Origin of the sequence: Stenotrophomonas sp. As-7 (genome assembly GCF_030291015.1) — a bacterium.
Classification (GTDB): domain Bacteria; phylum Pseudomonadota; class Gammaproteobacteria; order Xanthomonadales; family Xanthomonadaceae; genus Stenotrophomonas; species Stenotrophomonas lactitubi.
The window spans coordinates 3783016-3804247 of sequence record NZ_CP127405.1 but is presented as its reverse complement, the minus strand read 5'-3'; the positions used below and the strand labels follow the sequence as shown (position 1 = coordinate 3804247).

Below are 21232 nucleotides of genomic sequence, written 5' to 3'. Positions count from 1 at the left end.
GGGCTTGACAGTCGGTTCGATTACGCGCGTAATCAAGCAATCGATTACGGATGTAAACCATGACCCCGATCAGCGAAGCAGAGGCCGTAGTGATGGAGGTGCTGTGGCAGCAGGCACCGCGCACCGCCGATGAGGTCGTGGCGGCACTGGCCCACCGCAACTGGGCCGAGCCGACCATCAAGACCCTGCTCAACCGCCTGCTGACCAAGGGCGCGATCGCCGCCGAGCGCGATGGCCGGCGCTATCTGTACCGGCCGCTGCTGCAGCGCCAGGCATGGGTGCAGGCGCAGAGCCAGGACTTCCTCGGGCGTGTGTTTGAGGGCCGGGTGGCACCGCTGGTGGCGCATTTCAGCGAACGCGGCCAGCTCAGCGCACAGGACATCGCCGAACTGAAGAAGCTGATCCAGGAGCTGGATGATGAATGAGCTGCTCGACGGACTGTGGCGGGCCAGCCTGTGGCTGGCGCTGGGTGTAATCCTGCTGGCGACGGTGCGGCCGCTGCTGTTGCGGCTGGGCGGCGCTGGAGTGGTGTATCGCAGCTGGTGGCTGCTGCCGCTGCTGCTGGCCGCGCTGTTGCTTCCCTTGCCGCAGGTTGCGTTGTTGCAGCATGTGCCGACCTTGCCGCTGAAGGTGGTGCCCGAAGCAGTGGAGGGCCTGCCTGCGTCATCTCTGCAATGGCCCTTGCTGCTTTTGTTGGTGTGGGCGCTGGGCGCGGGCGTCTGCCTGTTGCGCGACCTGCGCGCACAGCGCCGCTTCGAGCGTGGCATGGGCGGCCTGCAGGCACGCGCCGATGGCAGCTGGCAGGCCAGTGGCGATCCCGGGCTGCCGGCGCTGGTGGGCCTGTGGCGGCCACGCATCGTGGTCGGCCCGGATTTCGACCGGCAGTTCAGCGCGCAGGAGCAGCGTCTGATCCTGCAGCACGAGCGCAGCCATCGTCGCAATGGCGATCACTGGGCCAACGGCGCGCTGTTGCTGATGCGCGCGATGTTCTGGTTCCACCCGCTGCTGCCCTGGGCTGCACGTCGTTTCCTGCGTGACCAGGAACTGGCCTGCGATGCCCGCACCATTGCCCCGCAGCCCGCGCTGCGCGGCCTCTACGCCAGCACGCTGCTGAAGGCGCAGCTGGTCCACCCGGTTGCGCCGGCGGTCTGCCACTGGCGCAGCCAACCTGTGTTGAAGGAGCGTATCGCCATGTTGAAGCAGTCCAAGCGGAAGGCATTGCCGTGGGTGTCGGGTCAGGTGCTGGTGGTCGGGTTGTGCCTGGGGATGGGGGCGGTGGCGTGGGCGAGCCAGAGTGGCCCAATGGCGGTCGGCCCAACGGTGGCCGTCATGGATCGGGAGATCCGGGTCGACAAGATGCCACCGCCGAGCTACCCGAAGAGCGCGTTCGAGCAGAGCCAGACAGGCGTGGTGGTGCTCCGCGTCGACGTTGATGCGCAGGGGGCTGTCAGCGATGTGCGTGTAGTGAGCGCCACCAATCCGGGCGTGTTTGAAGCGGTATCGATCGCAGCAGCGCGAAGCTGGACCTACCGCCCGGCGCTGAAGAACGGCAAGCCAGTGGCGGGCGCCGTGCGCATTCCGATCACCTTCGCCATGGATGAGAACGACGACGTGACGGAGACCACCAGGTGATGCGCTTCGCACTGCTGATGGCAGCGGGGATGCTGGCGGGCTGCGCCACCCAGGAACGGCTGAGCACCGTTGACACCCGCAATGAAAGCGTTGGCCATCAGCGCCTGCATGCGGAAGGAAAAGGCGGCAGTGGCCAGGTGCAGGCGTACACACTGGGTGCAACCGAAGGCTATCGGATGCCGCAGCTGTATGTGGCGCCGGATCCGCAGATCGGTGATCGTGACCCGCGTACCGAGCTGGCGCCGACCACCATCTGCCTGCAACTGGTGATCGATGCCGAAGGCGCTGTCGAGCGAAGCCTGGCGCTGGTCGACCGCAGCGAATGTGCGGCAGGCGCGGCGAGCGAGAACGCGCCTCTGCTGCAGGCGGCGCAGGAGGCAGTGGCAATGTGGAAGTATTCACCCGCCGCCGTCTGCCACTTCGCCCCGGGCAAGGTGCCGAGCGACCGTGGCGACTGCGAAGGCGCCGAGCGCGTTGAGCCAGTGCCGGTGAGCCTGCTGTATGCCTTCACGTTCGAGATCGTGAAGGGCCAGCATGTGGTGCGCACGCAGGGCAAATGACGTCGCGTCATTCCCGCCGCAATGAAGCGACTGTGCGGCCCTTACGCCCCGCCCTGGATGTTCGCCTTCACCGCCGGCTGCATCAGCGTTGGCTCTGCCAGCGTCGCATCACGCGCCTGACGCACGCTGACAAATTCGGCTTCGGCCACGCCCTCATGCACGTGGATGTTGTGCGCGCGCTGTTCGCCGATGGTGGTTTCGTTGGCGAAATCGCGGCCGCCCGGGCCGTAGTCGTGGCAGACGAACACGCGGGTGGCATCGGGCAGGGCAAGCAGGCGCTGGATCGAGCGGTACAGCTGCGCGGCGTCGCCGCCGGGGAAGTCGCAGCGCGCGGTGCCGCCATCGGGCATGAACAGCGAGTCGCCGGTGAAGACGGCATCGTCGATCAGATAGGCGATGCTGTCGCTGGTGTGGCCGGGGACGGCGATGATGCGCCCCTGCAACTCTCCCAGTGCAAAGGTCTCGCCGTCGGCGAACAGGTGATCGAAGATCGCATGTTGATCGGGCAGCTGCAGGCCATAGCGCGGTGCGAACGTGGCCTGCACCGCGCGGATGCCTTCGCCGATGGCCAACGTCGCCTGCGGGAACCGCTGCTTCAGTCGACGCCCCGCCGACACGTGGTCGGCATGGGCGTGGGTTTCCAGCAGCCAGCGCACGTGCAGCTGCTGCTGCGCGATGGCATCGAGCATCGCGCGCACCGGCGATTCGCTGCTGGCGTCGGTATCCGGGTCGTAATCCAGTACCGGGTCGATCAGCGCGGCCTCCCTGCTGGCCGGGTCGCTGACCAGGTAGCTGAAGGTATTGCTGTCACGGTGGAAGAACGATTGCACCTGGACCGACATCGGATACTCCTCAGCGTGTGGCGAGCACGCGGTTCAGCAACTGCGCCAGATTCTCACCCGCCAGTCGCAGCTGCGCTTCGGCCACTGGCCGGTAACGCGTGGTGTAGTCGTCGCCGATCTTACGCGAGGCAGGGTAAACGCCAGGTTGCACGGAAATGCGGCAGCTGGCTTCGGCCCAGCTGACCGGGTCGCGCTGCGGGTTGGACTGGCGTGCCAGCTTCGGCGCCGGCAGCGCGCGCAGCACCGGCAGGTATCCGGCATCGTCGACCTTGCGGGTATTGAGCATGCCGCTGTCCCACAGCGAGTGCAGGTTGGTACCGCGGTTGCCGAACTGCAGCTGGAAATCGTTGCCGCCCTTGTCGTGGCCGTAGCCGGCATGCATCGGCTGATGGATGTCGCCGACCAGGTGCACGACGAACTTCAGCGCCTGCAGGCGCTCGCCATCGGTCAGGCTGCGGTCGCCGAGGATCGCGCTCTGCGCCTTCAGCGCTTCGACGATGCAGTTGCCGCTCTTGCAGTGCTTCGGCGCCTCGTAGTGGCAGCCATCTTCGGCGATGTTGACGTAGTGCCAGCCGGCCGAGCGACGGCCCAGGCCGGGGTCCTTGGCGCGCAGCTGGTCGGCCCAGGGTGCGATGCTGGCGAGGGTGGCGCCGGGTTCGGTGGCCAGCAGGCGGTCGACTTCGGCGCGCGCGGTCGGATTGAGGCGGCTGTCGGCCACTTCGGCGACCAGGCGGTGGCCTTGCGCGCCCCAGGCATGGGCGGGTGCGGACAGGGTCAGCAGGGCCGGCGCGAGGGCGGCGGCGAGGAACAGGGAGTGCAGTGCTTTCATCCGCTCATTCTAGCCAGCGGGGGAGATGGGTGGTTGATGGAAAGCGGCGCGTTCCTGTTCTCTGGGCGGATGGCTGCAGGGACAGGCGCTGCGGGACACGCCGCAAGTACGTCCCTGTAGGCTCGGCCGCGGCATCCATGCCGCGGACGGTCCCGCAGCGCCTGCCCCTGCAGCCACCATCCAACATGGCCGCGTTGGCGGATGCAAACGACAAAAGCAGAATCACAGTCAAATGCAGGATCACATCCTGCAGCCCGCAATCGCATGCAGCCGACGGCAACTGCGCAATGCGGTTGCCGGCTTCTGCCTGCGCTTGCGCGCGCGTGGAAAATGGAAGGGCGAGGCAGGGGAAGGGGACGGGACCGTTGGCGCCATGGATGGCGCCATCGAGCCCCCAGGGATGGGTTTACGGCGTGTCCCGGCCCCTTCCCCTGCCTCGACCCACACCGGTACCTGCGCCGGTCGTGCCCAACAAAAAAGCCCCGGCACACACATACCGGGGCAACATGCTGCGAGGGTTTTGCCTGTAGCGGGGGAGCGGGGGCGAAGCCCCCGCCAAACAACCCCTTAGAACTTGAAGACGTAGGACGCGCCGTAGACCAGCGGATCGATGTTGACCGTGCCGATCTTCTCGCCATCCAGCTTCACCTTGCTGTCGATGTCGATCCAGCGCATGTCCACGCGCAGGGCGCCCTTCTCGCCAATCGCGAAGTCGATGCCCGCATGCGCGGCCAGGCCCCACGAATCCTGCAGCTTCAGCTTGCTGCCTGCCAGCGCACCGGTGGTGTCTTCGCTGAAGAAGGTGGTGTAGTTCAGGCCGGCGCCGACGAACGGCGACACCTTGCCCTTGCTGTTGAAGTGGTACTGCAGGGTGACCACCGGCGGCAGCTGCTTGGTGCTGCCCACGCGGCCCAGGCCGTTGATGTTGATGTCGTGCTTGAAGGGCAGCGCCGCCAGCACTTCGATGCCGAGGTTGTCGGCGATGAAATACTCACCGGTGATGGTCGGCTTGACGTCGTTGTCGACGTCGACCTTCAGGGTGCCGCCGGCCAGCCAGCCGTTGTTCGACTTCGGGGCGACCTGGTGCACGCCGGCAGAAAGGGTCCAGTCACCCTTGGACTGGGCCATGGCCGGAGCAGCGGCCAGCGACAGGGCGGCGGCCAGGCTGGCCACGATCAGGGGGGAGGTCTTGCGCATGGGGGTGATCTCGTTGCTGGGTGGATGTGGCCAGTCTCGGCCTCACGCCGCGCTAACGCTTTGATCCGGATCAAATCCTGTCCGGCCCCCGTCCGGGCGACGGCCTTGGCCGGCGGTGGTCAAGGCCGGCCTGCTAGACTTGTGGGCCCTATCCACCCCGCCGCACCTGTCGCGGCTGCAGGAGCTTGAGAACATGGCAATCAAGGTTGGTATCAACGGTTTCGGTCGCATCGGGCGTAACGTCCTGCGCTCGGCGGTGCTGAACTTCGGCGACGACATCGAAATCGTGGCCATCAACGATCTGCTGGAGCCGGATTACCTGGCCTACATGCTCAAGTACGACTCCGTGCACGGTCGTTTCAAGGCCGACGTAGCCGTCGATGGCAAGGATCTGCTGGTCAACGGCAAGAAGATCCGCCTGACCCAGGAACGCGATCCGTCCAACCTGAAGTGGGACGAAGTCGGCGTTGACGTCGTGCTCGAAGCCACCGGCCTGTTCCTGGACAAGGTCAGCGCGCAGAAGCACATCGATGCCGGCGCCAAGAAGGTCATCCTGTCGGCACCGTCGAAGGACGACACGCCGATGTTCGTGTTCGGCGTGAACGACAAGACCTACGCCGGCCAGGCGATCATCTCCAACGCCTCGTGCACCACCAACTGCCTGGCGCCGCTGGCCAAGGTCATCAATGACAAGTGGGGCATCAAGCGCGGCCTGATGACCACCGTGCATGCGGCCACCGCCACCCAGAAGACCGTCGATGGCCCGTCCAACAAGGACTGGCGCGGCGGCCGTGGCATCCTGGAAAACATCATTCCGTCCTCCACCGGCGCAGCCAAGGCTGTCGGCGTGGTCATTCCGGAACTGAACAAGAAGCTGACCGGCATGAGCTTCCGCGTGCCGACCTCGGACGTGTCGGTGGTCGACCTGACCGTCGAGCTGGAAAAGGAAGCCACCTACGCCGAGATCTGCGCCGAAGTGAAGGCACAGAGCGAAGGCGCGCTGAAGGGCATCCTGGGCTACACCGAAGACAAGGTGGTTGCCACCGATTTCCGCGGTGAAACCCACACCTCGGTGTTCGATGCCGACGCCGGCATCGCCCTCGACGGCACCTTCGTCAAGCTCGTGTCGTGGTACGACAACGAGTGGGGCTACTCCAACAAGTGCCTGGAAATGGCCAAGGTCGTCGCGGCCAAGTAAGGACTGCGAAGATCGTTGCGCGAACCCCGGCCTGGCCGGGGTTCGTCGTTTAAGGGGCCCGGCCTGACGTAGCATGGGCCCGTCGACCGCCGCCATCGTGGCGCGCGGGATCGCATTGGAAGGCGAGGAATGGAAGCACTCTTGGTCCTGGCAGTACTGGTCCTGCTGGCGATACCGCTGCTGCTGGTGGTGGCGCTGGTGATGATTGCCGGCCTGCGCAGGCGGGTCGCCGCGCTGGAGGCCGCACAGACCGTGCAGGTCGCGCCCACTCCGGCAGGGACGATAGGCCGTGCGCCCTCGGCAGTAGCCGAGCCGCCGCGCGCCCCTGCGGCAACACGCGAGCCCAGCAGCGAGCCCTCGTTCCTGCGGCCCACGGCAATTCCGGCACCGGCGCCGGTCGCCGCCCGCGAAGAGCTGCCGCCGCCGGCCCAGCCCGCGCGCCCAATGCCGCCACCGCCGTTGCCACCGGAGCCCACAGTGCCGCCGCTGCCGGCAGAACCGGCCCTGCCGAACCTGGTCGAGCGCGCGATCGGTGCGGTCAAACACTGGTTCACCCAAGGCAACGTGCCGGTGAAGATCGGCATGCTGGTGCTGCTGGCCGGTGTCGCCGCGCTGCTCAAGTACGTCAGCGACCAGGGCTGGCTGGTGGTGCCGGTCGAACTGCGGCTGGCGGGCATCACCGTCGGTGCGCTGGGCCTGCTGGCCTTCGGCTGGCACCAGCGCGAGCGCCGGCGGATGTTCGCGCTGGCCTTGCAGGGCGGCGCCATCGGCGTGCTGCTGCTGACGATCTTCGCTGCCTTCAAGCGTTTCGATCTGCTCGCGCCCGGTTTCGCTTTTGCCAGCTCGATCGCCCTGGTGGCGGGGCTGTGCGTGCTGGCGGTGGTGCAGAACTCGCGCACGTTGGCGGTGCTGGGCATCCTGGCGGGCTTCATGGCGCCGCTGTGGCTGTCCACCGGCAGTGGTAACCACGTCGGGCTGTTCAGCTACTACGCTGTGCTCAACGCGGGTATTTTCGCCATCGCCTGGTATCGCCCGTGGCGTGTGCTGAACCTGCTCGGTTTCGCGTTCACCTTCGGCATCGGCACGTTCTGGGGCGTGCTGCAGTACGACGCGGCCAAGTTCGCCAGCACCGAACCGTTCCTGCTGCTGTTCTTCGCCTTCTACCTGCTGATTCCGCTGTTGTATGCGCGCCGTCAGCCGGCCGGGCGTCGCGATCTGGTTGATGGCAGCCTGGTGTTCGGCACGCCGCTGATCGCCTTCTCGCTGCAGGCCGGCATGCTGCACGAACAGCCGATGACGCTGGCCCTGTGTGCGCTGGGCCTGGCCGCGATCTACGCATTGCTGGCCCGCGCTCTGATCGCACGCGCGTCGTATACGGTGCTGGCGCAGTCGCATGCGGTACTGGCCGTGGGCTTTGCGACGCTGGCGGTGCCGTTGGCATTCTCGGCGCGGGCCACCGGCGCGGTGTTCGCGCTGGAAGGTGCCGGCCTGGCGTGGCTGGGGTTGCGCCAGAAGCGCTGGTTGCCGCAGGTGACCGGTGCGCTGCTGCAGCTCGCCGCCGCATTCGCGTTCGTGGTGGGTGCCGACCATTGGCACCAGGACCAGCGCTTCCTGCTCAACCCGACCGCGATCGGCGCGCTGCTGCTGGCCGTGGCAGGTTTCGCGGCGGCATGGAGCTATCAGCGTAGGCAGCGCCATGACATCGCCCTGGCGTACTACCTGTGGGGCCTGCTGTGGTGGTTGGGCGGTCTGGTGCATGAAATCGGCCGCTTCTTCCCACATTCGGCACAGGCCGATGCCGTGCTGGTGCTGGCCGCCGTCACCGCCTGGCTGGCGTCGGAAGTACAGCGCCGCATGCCGGCGCGTGCGCTGGGCGTGACCGCGCTGGTGATGCTGGCAGCAGGCTTCCCGCTGGCGCTGCTGCAGAGCGACGCGCACCAGCAGCCGTTTGCCGGCTATGGCGCGCTGGCATGGGCAGTATTCGCCGTGCTCGGCGTACGCAGCCTGCTGTGCCTGCGTCAGGGCAGTGGTGGCGTGGCCCGTATCGCCCAGTTCCTGTGGTGGCTGTTGTGGCCATCGCTGCTTTCGCTGCTGGCCCTGTGGGGCGGCGGCGACGCGCGCCTGGCGCAGGGCTGGACCGCGTTGCTGGTGACCCTGCCGTGGTTGCTGCTGGCGGCGCTGTCGCTGTGGCGCTGGAACGTGCTGCGCTGGCCGCTGGGTGCTGCGTTTGATCCGGTGCGCCTGCCGCTGCAGTGCGTGATTTTCGCGGTGCTGGCGTTGGCCTGGTTGTTCGGCCTGACCCTGGCGGGCGACGCCACGCCGTTGCCGTGGCTGCCGCTGCTCAATCCTGCCGAACTGGCGCAGTGGGTCAGCCTGTTGCTGATCGCGCGCTGGCTGTATGACGCACAGGGGCCGGCGCCGCTGCAGCGGTTGCGTGTGCCGGTGCTGGCCGTGGCCGGTTTCATCGCGTTGACCAGCACCGTGCTGCATGGTGTGCATCACTGGGGCGGGGTGGTCTGGGATCCGACAATGGCCCGCTTCAGCCTGGCCCAGACCAGCCTGACCGTGTTGTGGAGCGTGCTCGGCGTGATCGCCTGGGTCTGGGGCTCGCGTCGCGGCCAGCGTGTGCTGTGGATGGTCGGTGCCGTGTTGATGGCCGTGGTACTGGCCAAGCTGGTGCTGATCGATCGCCAACACCTGGGCAACCTGCTGGGAATCGCATCGTTCATCGCCTACGGCCTGCTGTGCACCGTGGTGGGTTACCTGGCGCCCGCGCCGCCGAGCGCGCCGCCAACCGTGGAGGAAAACCAATGAGGAAGTGGAGCCGAGCGTTGCTGCCGGTATTGTTCTGCGTCGCCGGTGCAGTTGCTGCACAGGCCACGGACTACCGCGCGCAGTACGCCGAACAATGGCCGCTGAGCCTGTCCAGCGCGCAGTCCGGTGCCTACCGCGTGGTGCTGGAGCCGGCGATCTATCGCCGTGCAGGCACAGCCGATCTGGGCGACCTGCAGGTGTTCAACGCCGCCGGCCAGGCGTTGCCGTCGGCGCTGCTGGCGCCGGACCAGCCATTGGCGCAGCCGCCGGTGCAGCGCGAGCTGCCGTGGTTCGCGCTGCCCCCGCTGGCCGAGGCCCAGCGCAACGACCTGCAGCTGCTGACCGAGCGCGATACCGACGGCCGTGTGCGTCGGGTCGAAGCTCGCCTTGGTGGTGGTGCGGTAGCGAACGGGCAGGGTGGTTGGTTGATCGATGCCAGCGTGCTCGGCCAGCAACCGTTGGCAGCGCTGGTGCTGGACTGGGCCGAAAGCAGCCAGCCACTGCAGGCGCAGGTACAGCTGGATGCCAGCGACGATCTGCAGCGCTGGCAGTCGATCGCCCGCGACGTCCCCCTGGTGGATCTGCAGCGCGCGGGCAAGCGCCTGCTGCAGCGCCGCCTGCAGGTCGACAGCAACGTGCGCTACCTGCGCATCCTGCCGCAGGGCGAGGCGCGCCTGCCGGAGCTGCGCAGCGTCCTGGCGGAACTGCCGCCGGCGCCGGCAACGGTGCCGTGGGAGTGGCTGTCGCTGGAACCGACCGCGCAGGGCAAGGGTGAATTCACCTTTGAACTGGATGGTCGATTCCCGGTGACCCGCGCCGACGTGGCCAGCACCGACAACAGCCTGGTGCAGTGGACCTTGTTCAGTCGCGATGACGCTGCCGCCGAATGGCAGCGCCGCAGCGCGCCCTGGATTGCCTATCAGCTGCAGCAGGGCGCACCGGGCCAGCGCCAGCAATCGGCGGCACAGCCGTTGGGCGGCATGTACCGCGACCGTTACTGGAAGCTGGTAGCGAGCCCGGTGGAGACCACCAGCGCGCCGACCCTGCGCCTGGGCTATCAACCGGAAGTGATGGTGTTCCTCAGCCAGGGTGCGGCGCCCTACGCGCTGGCCGTGGGCAGTACCACCGCGCGCCGCGCAGAGGCACCGATCACGGTGCTGATCGAGGAGCTGCGCCAGCGCAACGATCCGTCGTGGCAGCCGACGCTGGCACGCTTGGAAGGCAGTCCGGAGACGCTGGCCGGTGATGCGGCGCTGAAGCCGCAGCACGACTGGAAGGCGTGGCTGCTGTGGGCGCTGCTGGGACTGGGGGTGCTGGTTGTCGGTGGACTGGCGTTGAGCCTGCTGAAGCAGAAGCCGTCGCCTTCGGCGTAGTTTGCAGCGAACGGCGTAGCCCCTCGTGGGTGGTCGGTCGTTCAGAGCAGAAGCCGTGGTTTGGCCGGGCGGGTGGACTGTGCAGGGGGCGCCGCAAGTACGTCCCTGTAGGCTTGGCAGCCGCATCCATGCGGCTGACACCCCTGCCCAGCCCACCCGCCCGGCCTCTGACAGTTTCCGTGTGCGTCCACCCACGGAAGAGAAAAAAAGAGCAAGAGCAGCTTCGCTGGGCGCTCCCTGTAGAGCCGAGCCGATGCTCGGCTGCTCTCCGCGAGATCTCCAGCCGAGCATCGGCTCGGCTCTACCTTCCATCTTCATCCGACACCAGAAACCGCCTTTGCTTTCGCCTTTGCCGTCCGCTCCGCCCCATGAACCTGTCGAGGCCGGGGGGGTGTGGGCTCGCGGGGGCGTAAGCGCCATGGATGGCGCGCCCGAGCCTCCAGGGATGGATTCACGGCGTCCCCCGCGATCCCACACGGCCCCGGCCCACCCACAGCACCACGAAGCGCCAGCGCTCTGGCCGTTGCTGTTGCCGTTGCACCTGCTGTTGCCTCTGCCTGTCGCAGGCATCGCCACCCGATACAATGACCGTCTGCCGCAAACCGGCATCCCATTTCCAGAGCCAAAGAGTTGCCCATGTCCATCGTCCGCATGACCGACCTCGACCTCTCCGGCAAGCGCGTGCTGATCCGCCAGGATCTGAACGTGCCGATCGAGAATGGCCGCATCACCTCCGAACAGCGCATCACCGCTTCCCTGCCGACGCTCAAGCGCGCGCTGGAGCAGGGCGCGGCGGTGATGGTCACCTCGCACTTGGGCCGCCCGAAGGAAGGCGTGTGGAGCGAAGCCGATTCGCTGGCGCCGGTTGCGCAGCGCCTGTCGGCGCTGCTGGGCCGCGAAGTGCCGCTGGTGCGTGACTGGGTCGACGGCGTCGACGTGCAGCCGGGCCAGCTGGTGCTGCTGGAAAACTGCCGCATGAACGTCGGCGAGGGCAAGGATGATGAAGCCCTGTCGAAGAAGTACGCCGCCCTCTGCGATGTGTTCGTGATGGATGCGTTCGGTACCGCGCATCGTGCGCAGGCGTCCACCCATGGCGTGATCCGTTTCGCCCCGGTCGCGGCCGGTGGCCCGCTGCTGATGGCCGAGCTGGATGCGCTGGCACTGGCACTGGATGCACCGGCCAAGCCGCTGCTGGCCATCGTCGCCGGCAGCAAGGTCAGCACCAAGCTGGAACTGCTGGCCAACCTGGTCGGCAAGGTCGACCAGCTGATCGTCGGTGGCGGCATCGCCAACACCTTCATCGCGGCGGCCGGCTACAAGGTCGGCAAGTCGCTGTACGAGCCGGACCTGCTGGATACCGCGAAGAAGATCGTGGCCGACGCCAAGGCGCGCGGTGCGGACATCCCGCTGCCGGTGGACGTGGTCACCGCCAAGCAGTTCCTGCCCGACGCGGTTGCCGAAGTGAAGGCCGTCGATGCGGTGGCCGAAGATGATCTGATCCTGGACATCGGCCCGCAGACCGCCGCGCAGTACGCGCAGCTGATCCAGAAGGCCGGCACCGTGGTCTGGAACGGTCCGGTCGGCGTGTTCGAGTTCGAAGCCTTCAGCAAGGGCACCGAAGCGCTGGCCCGCGCCATCGCCAGTTCGCCGGCGTTCTCCATCGCCGGTGGTGGCGATACCCTGGCCGCGGTCGACAAGTTCGATATCGCCCAGCAGGTCAGCTACATCTCCACCGGTGGCGGCGCATTCCTGGAATTCCTGGAAGGCAAGACCCTGCCGGCCGTCGCCGCCCTGGCCGCGCGCGGCGCATGAGCGTCGACCTGCGGGTGGACGGAGAAGAGCGTGCAACGCTCTTCTTCGACATGGACGGTACGCTGATCGATTCGGAAGTGGGCATCACCACCTGCATCGCCTATGCGCTGCAGAAGATGGACCATCCGGTGCCGTCGCAGGAAACGCTGCTGGGCTGGATCGGTCCGTCGCTGCGCACCACGTTCGCGCCGCTGTTCGGTGATGCCGAACGGGTCGAGCAGGCCGTGGCCTTCTATCGCGAGCGCTTCGACGTGGAAGGCTGGCGCGAGCACACGATCTATCCGGACATCGAAGCGGTGGTGCGCGCACTGCACGAACGCGGCCATCGTCTTGCGGTGGTCACTGCAAAGAACGAGCCGCATGCCCGCCGCATCGTCGAGCATCTGCCGTTCGGCGAGCTGTTCGAGGACGTGATCGGTTCAACGCCGGATGGTTCGCGCAGCAGCAAGCCGCAGCTGGTGGGCGAAGCGCTGCATCGCCTGCAGCTGGCGCCGGAACGCTGCTGGATGATCGGCGACCGCCGCATGGACATCGAAGGCGCCCGACAGCACGGCCTGCGCAGCGTGGGCGTGCTGTGGGGCTTTGGTGGCGAGCAGGAGCTGACCGAGGCCGGTGCAGGGCAGTTGGCCCGTGATCCGACGCAGCTGCTGGCATTGCTGGCCTGACGTAGACGAGACAGCGCGCCGGGCCTTGCCCGGCGGCGTTTCCGCTGCCATCGGCCGGCGTATGTCCGGAACATGTCCGTGCGATGTCCCGCAGAGTCAGGCAGCACAAGGCTGTAACCGTATACATGGGACGTGAAGGATGTGCTAATTTCCGTCCTTTAACGGGAGAGGCCCATCCATCATGTTCGAGCGTCAGCGTCGCACCAAGATCCTTGCCACCCTCGGTCCGGCTACCGATCCGCCGGGCGTGCTGGAGGATCTGTTCCGCGCCGGCGTCAACGTGGTGCGCCTCAACTTCAGCCACGGTGACCCGTCCGGCCAGGCCAAGCGTGCCGCCGATGTGCGCGCCGCCGCGCAGCGTGTGGGCGTGGAAGTGGGCATCCTGGCCGACCTGCCGGGCCCGAAGATCCGCATCGAGCGCTTCGCCGAAGGCAAGGTGCATCTCAAGGCGGGCGACCGTTTCGACCTGATCGCCAGCACCAATGCCGGCCCCGGCGACGCGACCCAGGTGGGCGTGAGCTACCTCGGCCTGCCGCAGGACGTGACCGCCGGTGACGTGCTGCTGCTCGACGATGGCCTGATGCAGCTGCAGGTGGTGGAAGTGCAGGGCGAGCGCATCATCAACACCGTGCTCAATGACGGTCCGTTGTCCGATCGCAAGGGCCTGAACAAGCAGGGCGGTGGCCTGTCGCTGGGCGCGCTGACCGAGCGCGACAAGGAGCTGATCGGCATCGTCGCCAAGATCGGCGTGGACTTCATCGCCGTGTCGTTCTGCCGCAATGCGCAGGACATGAACGATGCGCGCGAGATCGCCGAATCGCACGGCTGCTACGCCGCGCTGGTTTCAAAGATCGAGCGCACCGAAGCCATCGAGAACCTGGAAGAGATCGTCGACGCCAGTGACGTGGTGATGGTGGCGCGTGGTGACCTGGGCGTGGAAATCGGCGATGCCGAGCTGCCGGGCCTGCAGAAGAAGATCATCAAGGCCTCGCTGGCGCAGAACAAGGTGGTGATCACCGCCACGCAGATGCTGCAGTCGATGGTCGAAAGCCCGATCCCGACCCGCGCCGAAGTGCTGGACGTGGCCAACTCGGTCATCGACGGCACCGATGCGGTGATGCTGTCGGCCGAAACCGCCGCTGGTGCGTATCCGGTCAAGGCGGTCGAGGCGATGGCGCGCATCTGCCTGGGCGCCGAGCGCCAGTTCCAGACCGAGACCGACTTCGGCGCCTCGCCGCGCAACCTGGAACGTGCCGACCAGGCCATTGCCATGGCCACCATGTTCCTGTCCCAGCACGTGGGCGTGCGCGCGATCGTGGCGATGACCGAATCCGGTGGTACCGCCCGCTACCTGTCGCGCTTCCGTGCCTCGGCACCGGTGTTCGCGGTCACCCGCCACGACGGCGCCCGCCGGCAGATGGCGCTGATGCGCGACGTGTTCCCGATCAACTTCGACAGCCGTGGCTTCACCCCGCGCGAAGCCGCACGCGGCAGCATCCGCCTGCTGGTGGAAGGCGGCATGCTGCAGGCCGGCGACCGCGTGGTGTTCACCAGCGGTGAGCACATGGAAACCCACGGCGCGACCAATACCCTGCGCCTGCTGGAAGTGGGCGACGACGGCCGCGCCAGCGGTCTCGGCGACCTGTAAGACGTATCGCGTCGGGTCGGACCCGCTGCGCGGGTCCGACCCGGGGTCAGATCCCTGAAGGGGCTCTGACCCGATCCGGCAGGACATTTCCTGTCCCGCACAGACAGTGGAACCGGTTCCATCCGAGCCTCCACGTCGGGGCAACGGGTAGCGGGGCTATACTTACGTTTTTCCCGCACCCGCCACAGGAAGTACATGAGCATCGAACAGCTGGCTGAAACCGCCCAGGCCATGGTTGCCCCGGGCAAGGGCATCATCGCGATCGACGAATCCACCGGTACCATCGCCAAGCGCTTTGCCAGCGTCGGCATCGAGAACACCGAAGAGAACCGTCGCGCCTACCGCGAACTGCTGCTGACCACGCCGAAGCTCAACGAGCACATTTCCGGCGCGATCCTGTACGACGAGACCATCCGTCAGTCGACCAAGGACGGCGTGCCGTTCGCCAAGTACATGGCCGACCACGGCATGATCCCGGGCATCAAGGTGGACAAGGGCGCGCACCCGCTGGCCGGTTGCCCGGGCGAGCTGGTCACCGAAGGCCTGGACGGCCTGCGTGAGCGCCTGCAGGAGTACTACAAGCTGGGCGCGCGCTTCGCCAAGTGGCGTGCGGTCATCAACATCGGCGAGAGCATTCCGTCGGGCACCTGCATCGAGTCCAACGCGCATGCGCTGGCCCGCTATGCCGCGCTGTGCCAGGAATGCGGCCTGGTGCCGATGGTCGAGCCGGAAGTGATCATGGACGGCGAGCACGACATCGAGACCTGCTACGAAGTCACCGAAGCCACCCTGCGCTCGCTGTTCGACGCGCTGTACCAGCAGAACGTGCTGCTGGAAGGCACCATCCTGAAGGCCTCGATGGTCATCTCCGGCAAGGGCTGCGACGAGCAGGCCGACGTCGAGGAAGTGGCCGAGTCGACCGTGATGTGCCTGAAGAGCACCGTGCCGGCGATCCTGCCGGGCGTGGTGTTCCTGTCCGGTGGCCAGAGCGATGAGCAGTCCACCGCCCACCTCAATGCCATGAACCAGATGGGTCACCTGCCGTGGCCGCTGAGCTTCTCCTATGGCCGTGCCATGCAGCAGGCGGCACTGAAGCTGTGGGCCAAGGACATGAAGGGCAACTACGCCGCCGCGCAGAAGACCGTCTACGAGCGCGCCAAGGAAAACGGCCAGGCCGCGCTGGGCAAGTGGAACGGCTGATCCGCCGTTTCGCAGCATGAACTGAACAAGGCAGCGCCGGCATCACGCCGGCGTTTGCTTTTGCCGGTATCGTTGCCGCCTCCCGCACGCCAGGCCAGTGCGTGGGGGCATACATGGAAGGCCAAGGAGAAAAAACATGCGTATCACCGCAATCACGCTGGCCGTGGCCACCGTGCTGGCTGTCGGCGGCTGCAACCGGATGGGTGGCAGCCCGGACGTGGGCAAGGCCCCCTCGCTGGAGTTCGACAAGCCGGTCTCCGGCGAAATCACCTCGCGCAGCGGCGTCAATTTCAACGATGGCAGCCACCATCAGCTGTACCAGCTGAAGCTGGACGACAAGCAACTGGTCGGCATCAAGTTGACCGGTGCGCTGCGCGGCTCGATCGCCGTGTTCAACAATGGCGTCCTGGTGTCCAGCAGCAGCCCGGCCTATGAGCGCGGCAACGACGCTTCGCTGGCGTTCCGTGCCAATGGTGCTGGCAGCTACCAGGTGGCGATCAACGCCGACGGCCCCTCTGCCTTCGGTCCGTACCGCGTGCGCGCCGAGAAGCTGGTGCCGTATGACGGCAAGCCGATGGTGGGCGAAGGCGAGATCGGCGACCTGCTGGTCTCCAAGTCGCAGGATTACACCCTGCAGGTGGAAAAAGCGGGCATGTACGAGATCCGCCTGGAATCGGAAGCGTTCGACACCGTGCTGAAGCTGGACGGCAACGGCGCGCAGGCGGAGAACGACGATGATGGCGATGGCACCAATTCGCAGCTTCGCATGCCGCTGGAGCCGGGCAAGTACACCCTGCGCGTGCGCAGCCTCGGCGAAGACGCTACCGGCGCCTTCACGCTGACTGCCAAGCGCGCCGAGTTGCCGGCCAACATGGTCATGCGCGATGGCACCACCCTGCCGACGTCCGGCAGCGTGTTCGCCATGCTTGATGGCGAAGGCCGCCGCCGCTTCCTGCTGAGTCTGCCGCGTCCGGCCAATGTGCGCCTGGATGCGGTGTCCAGCGAGGTGGATACGGTGCTGCGCGTGGTCGGCGGCGACGTGGAACTGGCCGATGACGATGGGGGCAATGGCACCAACGCGCGCCTGGAAGAATCGCTGCCGGCCGGCCACTACACCGTGGACGTGTCCAGCCTGAGCGACGAAGCGGGCATGGTGGAAGTGCGTGTGCAGGTCGACGGCGCCGCTTCGGCCGCGGCATCGGCGGCTGCTACGGCGGCCGCCGACGCTGCCGCCGAAGTAACGAACTGACGCTGTCGCGACGGATGCAAACGAAAAGGCCGGGCAATGCCCGGCCTTTTTTTCTTCCACGCCCCGCATTGTTTCAATGCGCCGGCACGAATCCGGTATCGCCCAGTGGGGGCAGCAGCGACCCGCGCCCGCTGTCGGCGACCTGGCCTGCGGCCGACAGCGCCTGCTGGTAGGCCTTGGCCGTCGCTGTGTTGAACGCCACCAGCACGATCCGCATCGGCTGGGCATGGCTGCGCTGCCAGGCCAGAGTTTCGGTGACCGCGATCTGCGCCGCCTGGTACAGCGGATAGCCATATACCCCGCAGCTGATGGCCGGGAACGCGATCGACTGCAGATTCAGCGATTCGGCCAGCTGCAGCGACTTCCAGTAGCAGTTCGCCAGCAGTGCCGGCTCGTCGCGCTGGCCGTCGTGCCAGACCGGGCCGACGGTATGCAGTACGTGCCGTGCCGGAAGCGCATAGGCACCGGTTGCGCGCACCTCACCGGTGGGGCAGCGTACGCCGGGGCGGAGCTCCGGCAGACGCTCGCACTCGGCCAGCAGGCCGGGGCCAGCCGCACGATGGATCGCGCCGTCGACACCGCCGCCACCGAGCAGTGATTCATTGGCCGCGTTGACGATCGCATCCACCGCCAGGGCCGTGATGTCGCCCTGCCACACTTCGATCTTCATGCGTCCGTCTCCTGCCTGTAGTTGTTGCGCGCCGTGCCCACGCTGGCTGCACCCGCATCTTGCGGGACAGGGCATCGATGCTGCGTCATGACCGTCTCACGCACTGCGATCCGCGCTGTTCATGCACGATGGCCGGCAGCGCCTTCACGCAGGCTGAAGCGAGCGCCGCACGCAGGCGAAACGAAAGTTTCCGAATTGGATTGCTTCTGATTTCCGGGGAAAACGGTCCGCTTGCAACGGCAATGCGCAGTCAGGATTGCCCAAATGAAAACGCCCACCGCGAGGGTGGGCGTCATCCTGCTGTCATCGACAACGCGGCGATCAGGGCAGACCGGCCAGCCAGTCGTCGTCGGAACCTTCATTGACGTCGGCGAACAGCGGCGTGGAGAAGTAGCGTTCACCGGTGTCCGGCAACATCGCCAGGATCACCGCGCCCGGTTCAGCGCGATGTGCCACGTCCAGTGCGCTGGCCACGGTGGCACCGGCGGAGATGCCAACGAAGATGCCTTCCTCTGCGGCCAGCTGGCGGGCGGTGGCGATCGCGCGATCATCTTCCACCGTCACCAGTTCGTCCACCACATTGCGGTTGAGCACATCGGGCACGAAGTCCGGGGTCCAGCCCTGGATCTTGTGCGGCTTCCAGTCATCGCCCTTCAGCAAGGCGGCGCCTGCCGGTTCGGTGGCGATGATGCGGGTGTCGGGGCGGGCGACCTTCAGCACTTCACCGACACCGGTCAGGGTGCCGCCGGTGCCCCAGCCGCTGACGAAGTAGTCCAGGCGCTTGCCGGCGAAATCACGCAGGATCTCCGCGGCGGTGGTGTTGCGGTGGTAGGCCGGGTTGGCCGGGTTGGCGAACTGGCTGGCCAGGAACCAGCCGTGCTCCTCGGCCAGTTCGCGCGCCCTGCGCACCATGCCGCTGCCGCGCTCGGCGGCCGGGGTCAGGATGACCTTCGCGCCGTAGGCGCGCATCAGCTTGCGGCGTTCCACCGAGAAGGTCTCGACCATCGTCGCCACGAACTTGTAGCCGCGTGCGGCGGCCACCATCGCCAAGGCGACGCCGGTGTTGCCCGAGGTGGCCTCGACAATCGTGTCGCCGGGCTTGAGCAGGCCACGCTGTTCGGCATCGAGGATGATCGCCAGCGCCAGTCGATCCTTCACCGAGCCGCCAGGGTTGAAGGATTCAACCTTGGCGTACACGGTCACGCCCTGCGGCGCCAGGCGCTGCAGCTTGACGATGGGGGTGTTGCCGATGGTGTCGAGGATGGAGTCGTACAGGGCCATGGGAGCGCTCCAGGAACAGGCCGCGCCGGGCTCGGCGGGCATAAGGGAAGAAGGCTGGCTGTTCAGGCCAGCGGCTGCCGGCTGACCGTAGCGCCGGCATATGACGCCCGGAAATGACCAGATACCTTTCTTAAACAACCTTTGGTTATAAGCTGGTGACGGCAATTGACCCTAGAGTGGACCTCCGCCCCCACATCGCCCGCCTGCCATGACGCTGACCCAGCTGCGCTACCTGGTTGCCATCGCCGACGCCGAGCTGAACATCACGCTCGCCGCCTCGCGGGTGCATGCCACCCAGCCCGGCCTGTCCAAGCAGCTCAAGCAGCTTGAGGACGAACTGGGCTTCCTGCTGTTCGTGCGCAAGGGACGCAGCCTGGAGTCGGTCACCCCGGCCGGCACCGAAGTGATCAGCCGCGCCCGCGCCGTGCTGTCCGAAGCCAACAACATCCGCACCTACGCGGCCAACCAGCGCCGCGAGAGCCAGGGTCAGCTGATCCTGACTACCACCCACACCCAGGCGCGCTTCGTGCTGCCGCCAGCCGTGGCGCGCATCAAGCAGGCTTATCCGCAGGTCAGCGTGCACCTGCAGCAGGCCGGTGAGGCCGATGCGCTGGACCGGCTGAACCAGGGCGATGCCGATATCGCGATCATCAGTACCGCCGGCAGCGAACCCAGCGACGGCATCGCCGTGCCGCTGTTCCGCTGGCGGCGGCTGGTGGTGGTGCCCAAGGGCCATCCACTGGACCGCGCCGGGCGCGTGCCGGACCTGGCAGCATTGGCCCGCCAGCCGCTGATCAGCTATGAATCCTCGACCCGACCCAACTCCTCCCTGCAGCGCGCCTTTGCCGCGCAGAACCTGGTACCCGATCTGGCGCTGACCGCGCTGGACGCCGACCTGATCAAGACCTATGTGCGCACCGGTCTGGGGGTGGGGCTGCTGGCCGAGATGGCGATCAGCGCCAACGACGAGGATCTGCGGGTATGGCCGGCACCGGTGCCGATCACCGAGTGCGTCGCCTGGGCGGTGCTGCCACGCGACCGGGTGCTGCGCGATTACGCGCTGGAGCTGGTGCATGTGCTGGCCCCGCAGATCGATCCGCGCGATCTGCGGCGGGTGCTGGACGGCAACCAGGCCGCGTCCTGGCCGGTGCCGCCGACCTGGGAATCGCTGACCCAGACCATCACGGTCTGAGGGTTGGTCGAGCAGGGCTGCGCCCTGCACCTGCTACCGGCCGGAGCAACAGCAACAGCAACAGCGTGCATTCCGTGGGGTGGCGGGGCGGTGTCGGAGTGCGGGGACGCCGCAAGTACGTCCCTGTAGGCTTGGCCGCGGCATCCATGCCGCGGACACCCCGCAATCCGACACCGCCCCGCCTCTGACAGACTTCGACGGCTGTTGGTAGGTGTCGACCTTGGTCGACACGGTAGATCCACGCCATGCGTGGATGCTTTTCGATCAATTGTCGAAATATTCGATTTCGATAGAGATTCATCCACGCATGGCGTGGATCTACAGATCGCGGAAATCTGTCGAAGGCGGGGTGGGTCCGGTTGCGGGGGTGTCCGCGGCATGGATGCCGCGGCCAAGCCTACAGGGACGTATTTACGGCGTCCCCCGCAACCGGACCCACCCCGCCATCCCACAGGGAAGCCAGCTTCTGTTGTTGCTTCGGCCGTTGCCGTTGCTGTTGCCTCTGCGGGTGCAGGGCGCAGCCCTGCCGATACCCCCCCTCCTGCGACGGTTCGTCGCACGGCGCCCCCGGGGGGCACCTCTAAACTAGCGCGGTGATCCGTACCGTCCAGCTGCATCGAACCCTGCTCCAGCTCGCCTTCATCGCGACGCTGCTGATGGTGCTCGCGCCGCTGGTCAGCCGCGCGCTGCAGGCGCAGCCGATGGATCATGCGGGCATGGCAGGCATGGACCATACGGCCATGAGCCATGACATGCGCGACATGGCTATGGCCGGTCACGCGCACCACGATGCAGATCCGGCTGTGCCCAGCCCGCCCGCCGATCCGCACGCCATGCATGGCGAGGCCTGCGAGTACTGCGTGCTGGCCATGCGCCTGCTGCCGTGGCTGGCAGTGCTGGTGCTGCTGCTGCCCCTGCTGTGGCGGCCGACGCTGGTGTTCCCGTGGTCACCACCGCGACTGCCGCTGCTGCATTGGCCCGCACATGCCGCGCGTGGCCCGCCGCTGGTCTCCACCGTCCGCTGATTTCCCTATCGAATCCGTCGCACGATGCCTGCAAGGGCGTCGTGC

18 protein-coding genes are annotated in these 21232 nt (G+C 67.0%); 13 read left to right on the top strand and 5 right to left on the bottom strand.

The window, feature by feature from the left end; genetic code table 11:
• Positions 1–59: 59 nt before the first annotated feature.
• The 3 genes from QP457_RS17405 to QP457_RS17395 are packed head-to-tail and all read left to right on the top strand — an operon-like array spanning position 60 to position 2192.
• Positions 60–425 (top strand): BlaI/MecI/CopY family transcriptional regulator, encoded by a 366-nt coding sequence (locus tag QP457_RS17405; protein ID WP_100553432.1) that lies wholly within the window; start codon positions 60–62, stop codon positions 423–425.
• Positions 418–1632, top strand: a complete 1215-nt coding sequence (locus tag QP457_RS17400) for a TonB family protein (RefSeq protein ID WP_205406310.1) — start codon at positions 418–420, stop codon at positions 1630–1632. The genes QP457_RS17405 and QP457_RS17400 overlap by 8 nt, the downstream gene beginning before the upstream one ends.
• The gene (locus QP457_RS17395) at positions 1632–2192 is read left to right on the top strand and encodes a hypothetical protein (protein WP_205406311.1); all 561 of its coding nucleotides are present in this window, start codon (positions 1632–1634) and stop codon (positions 2190–2192) included. Before QP457_RS17400 ends, QP457_RS17395 begins: the two co-directional genes overlap by 1 nt.
• A 41-nt stretch (positions 2193–2233) precedes the next feature.
• Here the strand turns inward: QP457_RS17395 and QP457_RS17390 are convergent, their stop codons facing one another.
• The 3 genes from QP457_RS17390 to QP457_RS17380 all read right to left on the bottom strand — a co-directional run bounded on the left by QP457_RS17390 (position 2234) and on the right by QP457_RS17380 (position 5060).
• The gene (locus tag QP457_RS17390; protein WP_205406312.1) at positions 2234–3034 is read right to left on the bottom strand and encodes an MBL fold metallo-hydrolase; all 801 of its coding nucleotides are present in this window, start codon (positions 3032–3034) and stop codon (positions 2234–2236) included.
• A gap of 10 nt (positions 3035–3044) precedes the next feature.
• The gene (locus QP457_RS17385) at positions 3045–3863 is read right to left on the bottom strand and encodes a S1/P1 nuclease (protein ID WP_099820844.1); all 819 of its coding nucleotides are present in this window, start codon (positions 3861–3863) and stop codon (positions 3045–3047) included.
• Positions 3864–4430: 567 nt separating this feature from the next.
• A complete protein-coding gene (locus QP457_RS17380) occupies positions 4431–5060 on the bottom strand; it encodes an OmpW family outer membrane protein (protein WP_025874251.1) in 630 nt (209 codons plus the stop codon).
• Positions 5061–5253: 193 nt separating this feature from the next.
• Here QP457_RS17380 and gap point away from each other — a divergent pair, with 193 nt between their 5' ends.
• The 8 genes from gap to QP457_RS17340 all read left to right on the top strand — a co-directional run bounded on the left by gap (position 5254) and on the right by QP457_RS17340 (position 17019).
• On the top strand, positions 5254–6258 hold the full coding sequence (gene gap / locus QP457_RS17375; protein ID WP_025874252.1) for a type I glyceraldehyde-3-phosphate dehydrogenase: 1005 nt from the start codon (positions 5254–5256) through the stop codon (positions 6256–6258).
• Between the two features lie 129 nt (positions 6259–6387).
• A complete protein-coding gene (locus tag QP457_RS17370) occupies positions 6388–9072 on the top strand; it encodes a DUF2339 domain-containing protein (protein ID WP_205406313.1) in 2685 nt (894 codons plus the stop codon).
• Positions 9069–10445: a DUF3999 domain-containing protein gene (locus QP457_RS17365; RefSeq protein WP_205406314.1), complete on the top strand. Its 1377-nt coding sequence runs from the start codon at positions 9069–9071 to the stop codon at positions 10443–10445. The genes QP457_RS17370 and QP457_RS17365 overlap by 4 nt, the downstream gene beginning before the upstream one ends.
• A gap of 636 nt (positions 10446–11081) precedes the next feature.
• On the top strand, positions 11082–12257 hold the full coding sequence (locus QP457_RS17360) for a phosphoglycerate kinase (protein WP_205406315.1): 1176 nt from the start codon (positions 11082–11084) through the stop codon (positions 12255–12257).
• A complete protein-coding gene (locus QP457_RS17355) occupies positions 12254–12922 on the top strand; it encodes an HAD hydrolase-like protein (RefSeq protein ID WP_205406316.1) in 669 nt (222 codons plus the stop codon). The genes QP457_RS17360 and QP457_RS17355 overlap by 4 nt, the downstream gene beginning before the upstream one ends.
• A gap of 181 nt (positions 12923–13103) precedes the next feature.
• Positions 13104–14570, top strand: a complete 1467-nt coding sequence (gene pyk / locus QP457_RS17350) for a pyruvate kinase (protein WP_089236630.1) — start codon at positions 13104–13106, stop codon at positions 14568–14570.
• A 195-nt stretch (positions 14571–14765) separates the two neighbouring features.
• Entirely contained in the window at positions 14766–15770 is a 1005-nt protein-coding gene (locus tag QP457_RS17345; RefSeq protein ID WP_205406317.1) for a class I fructose-bisphosphate aldolase, read from the top strand.
• 136 nt (positions 15771–15906) lie between these two features.
• A complete protein-coding gene (locus QP457_RS17340; protein ID WP_180165773.1) occupies positions 15907–17019 on the top strand; it encodes an ABC transporter substrate-binding protein in 1113 nt (370 codons plus the stop codon).
• Between the two features lie 73 nt (positions 17020–17092).
• Here the strand turns inward: QP457_RS17340 and QP457_RS17335 are convergent, their stop codons facing one another.
• Together QP457_RS17335 and cysK are read right to left on the bottom strand one after the other, a co-directional pair.
• The gene (locus QP457_RS17335; RefSeq protein WP_205406318.1) at positions 17093–17689 is read right to left on the bottom strand and encodes an O-acetyl-ADP-ribose deacetylase; all 597 of its coding nucleotides are present in this window, start codon (positions 17687–17689) and stop codon (positions 17093–17095) included.
• Between the two features lie 321 nt (positions 17690–18010).
• On the bottom strand, positions 18011–18970 hold the full coding sequence (gene cysK / locus QP457_RS17330) for a cysteine synthase A (RefSeq protein ID WP_100553421.1): 960 nt from the start codon (positions 18968–18970) through the stop codon (positions 18011–18013).
• 208 nt (positions 18971–19178) lie between these two features.
• Between cysK and QP457_RS17325 the strand changes: the two genes are divergently transcribed.
• Complete coding sequence (locus QP457_RS17325) at positions 19179–20162, top strand: LysR family transcriptional regulator (protein ID WP_205406319.1); 984 nt, start codon at positions 19179–19181, stop codon at positions 20160–20162.
• Between the two features lie 656 nt (positions 20163–20818).
• Complete coding sequence (locus tag QP457_RS17320; protein ID WP_240196722.1) at positions 20819–21187, top strand: DUF2946 family protein; 369 nt, start codon at positions 20819–20821, stop codon at positions 21185–21187.
• The last annotated feature ends 45 nt before the right edge of the window (positions 21188–21232 follow it).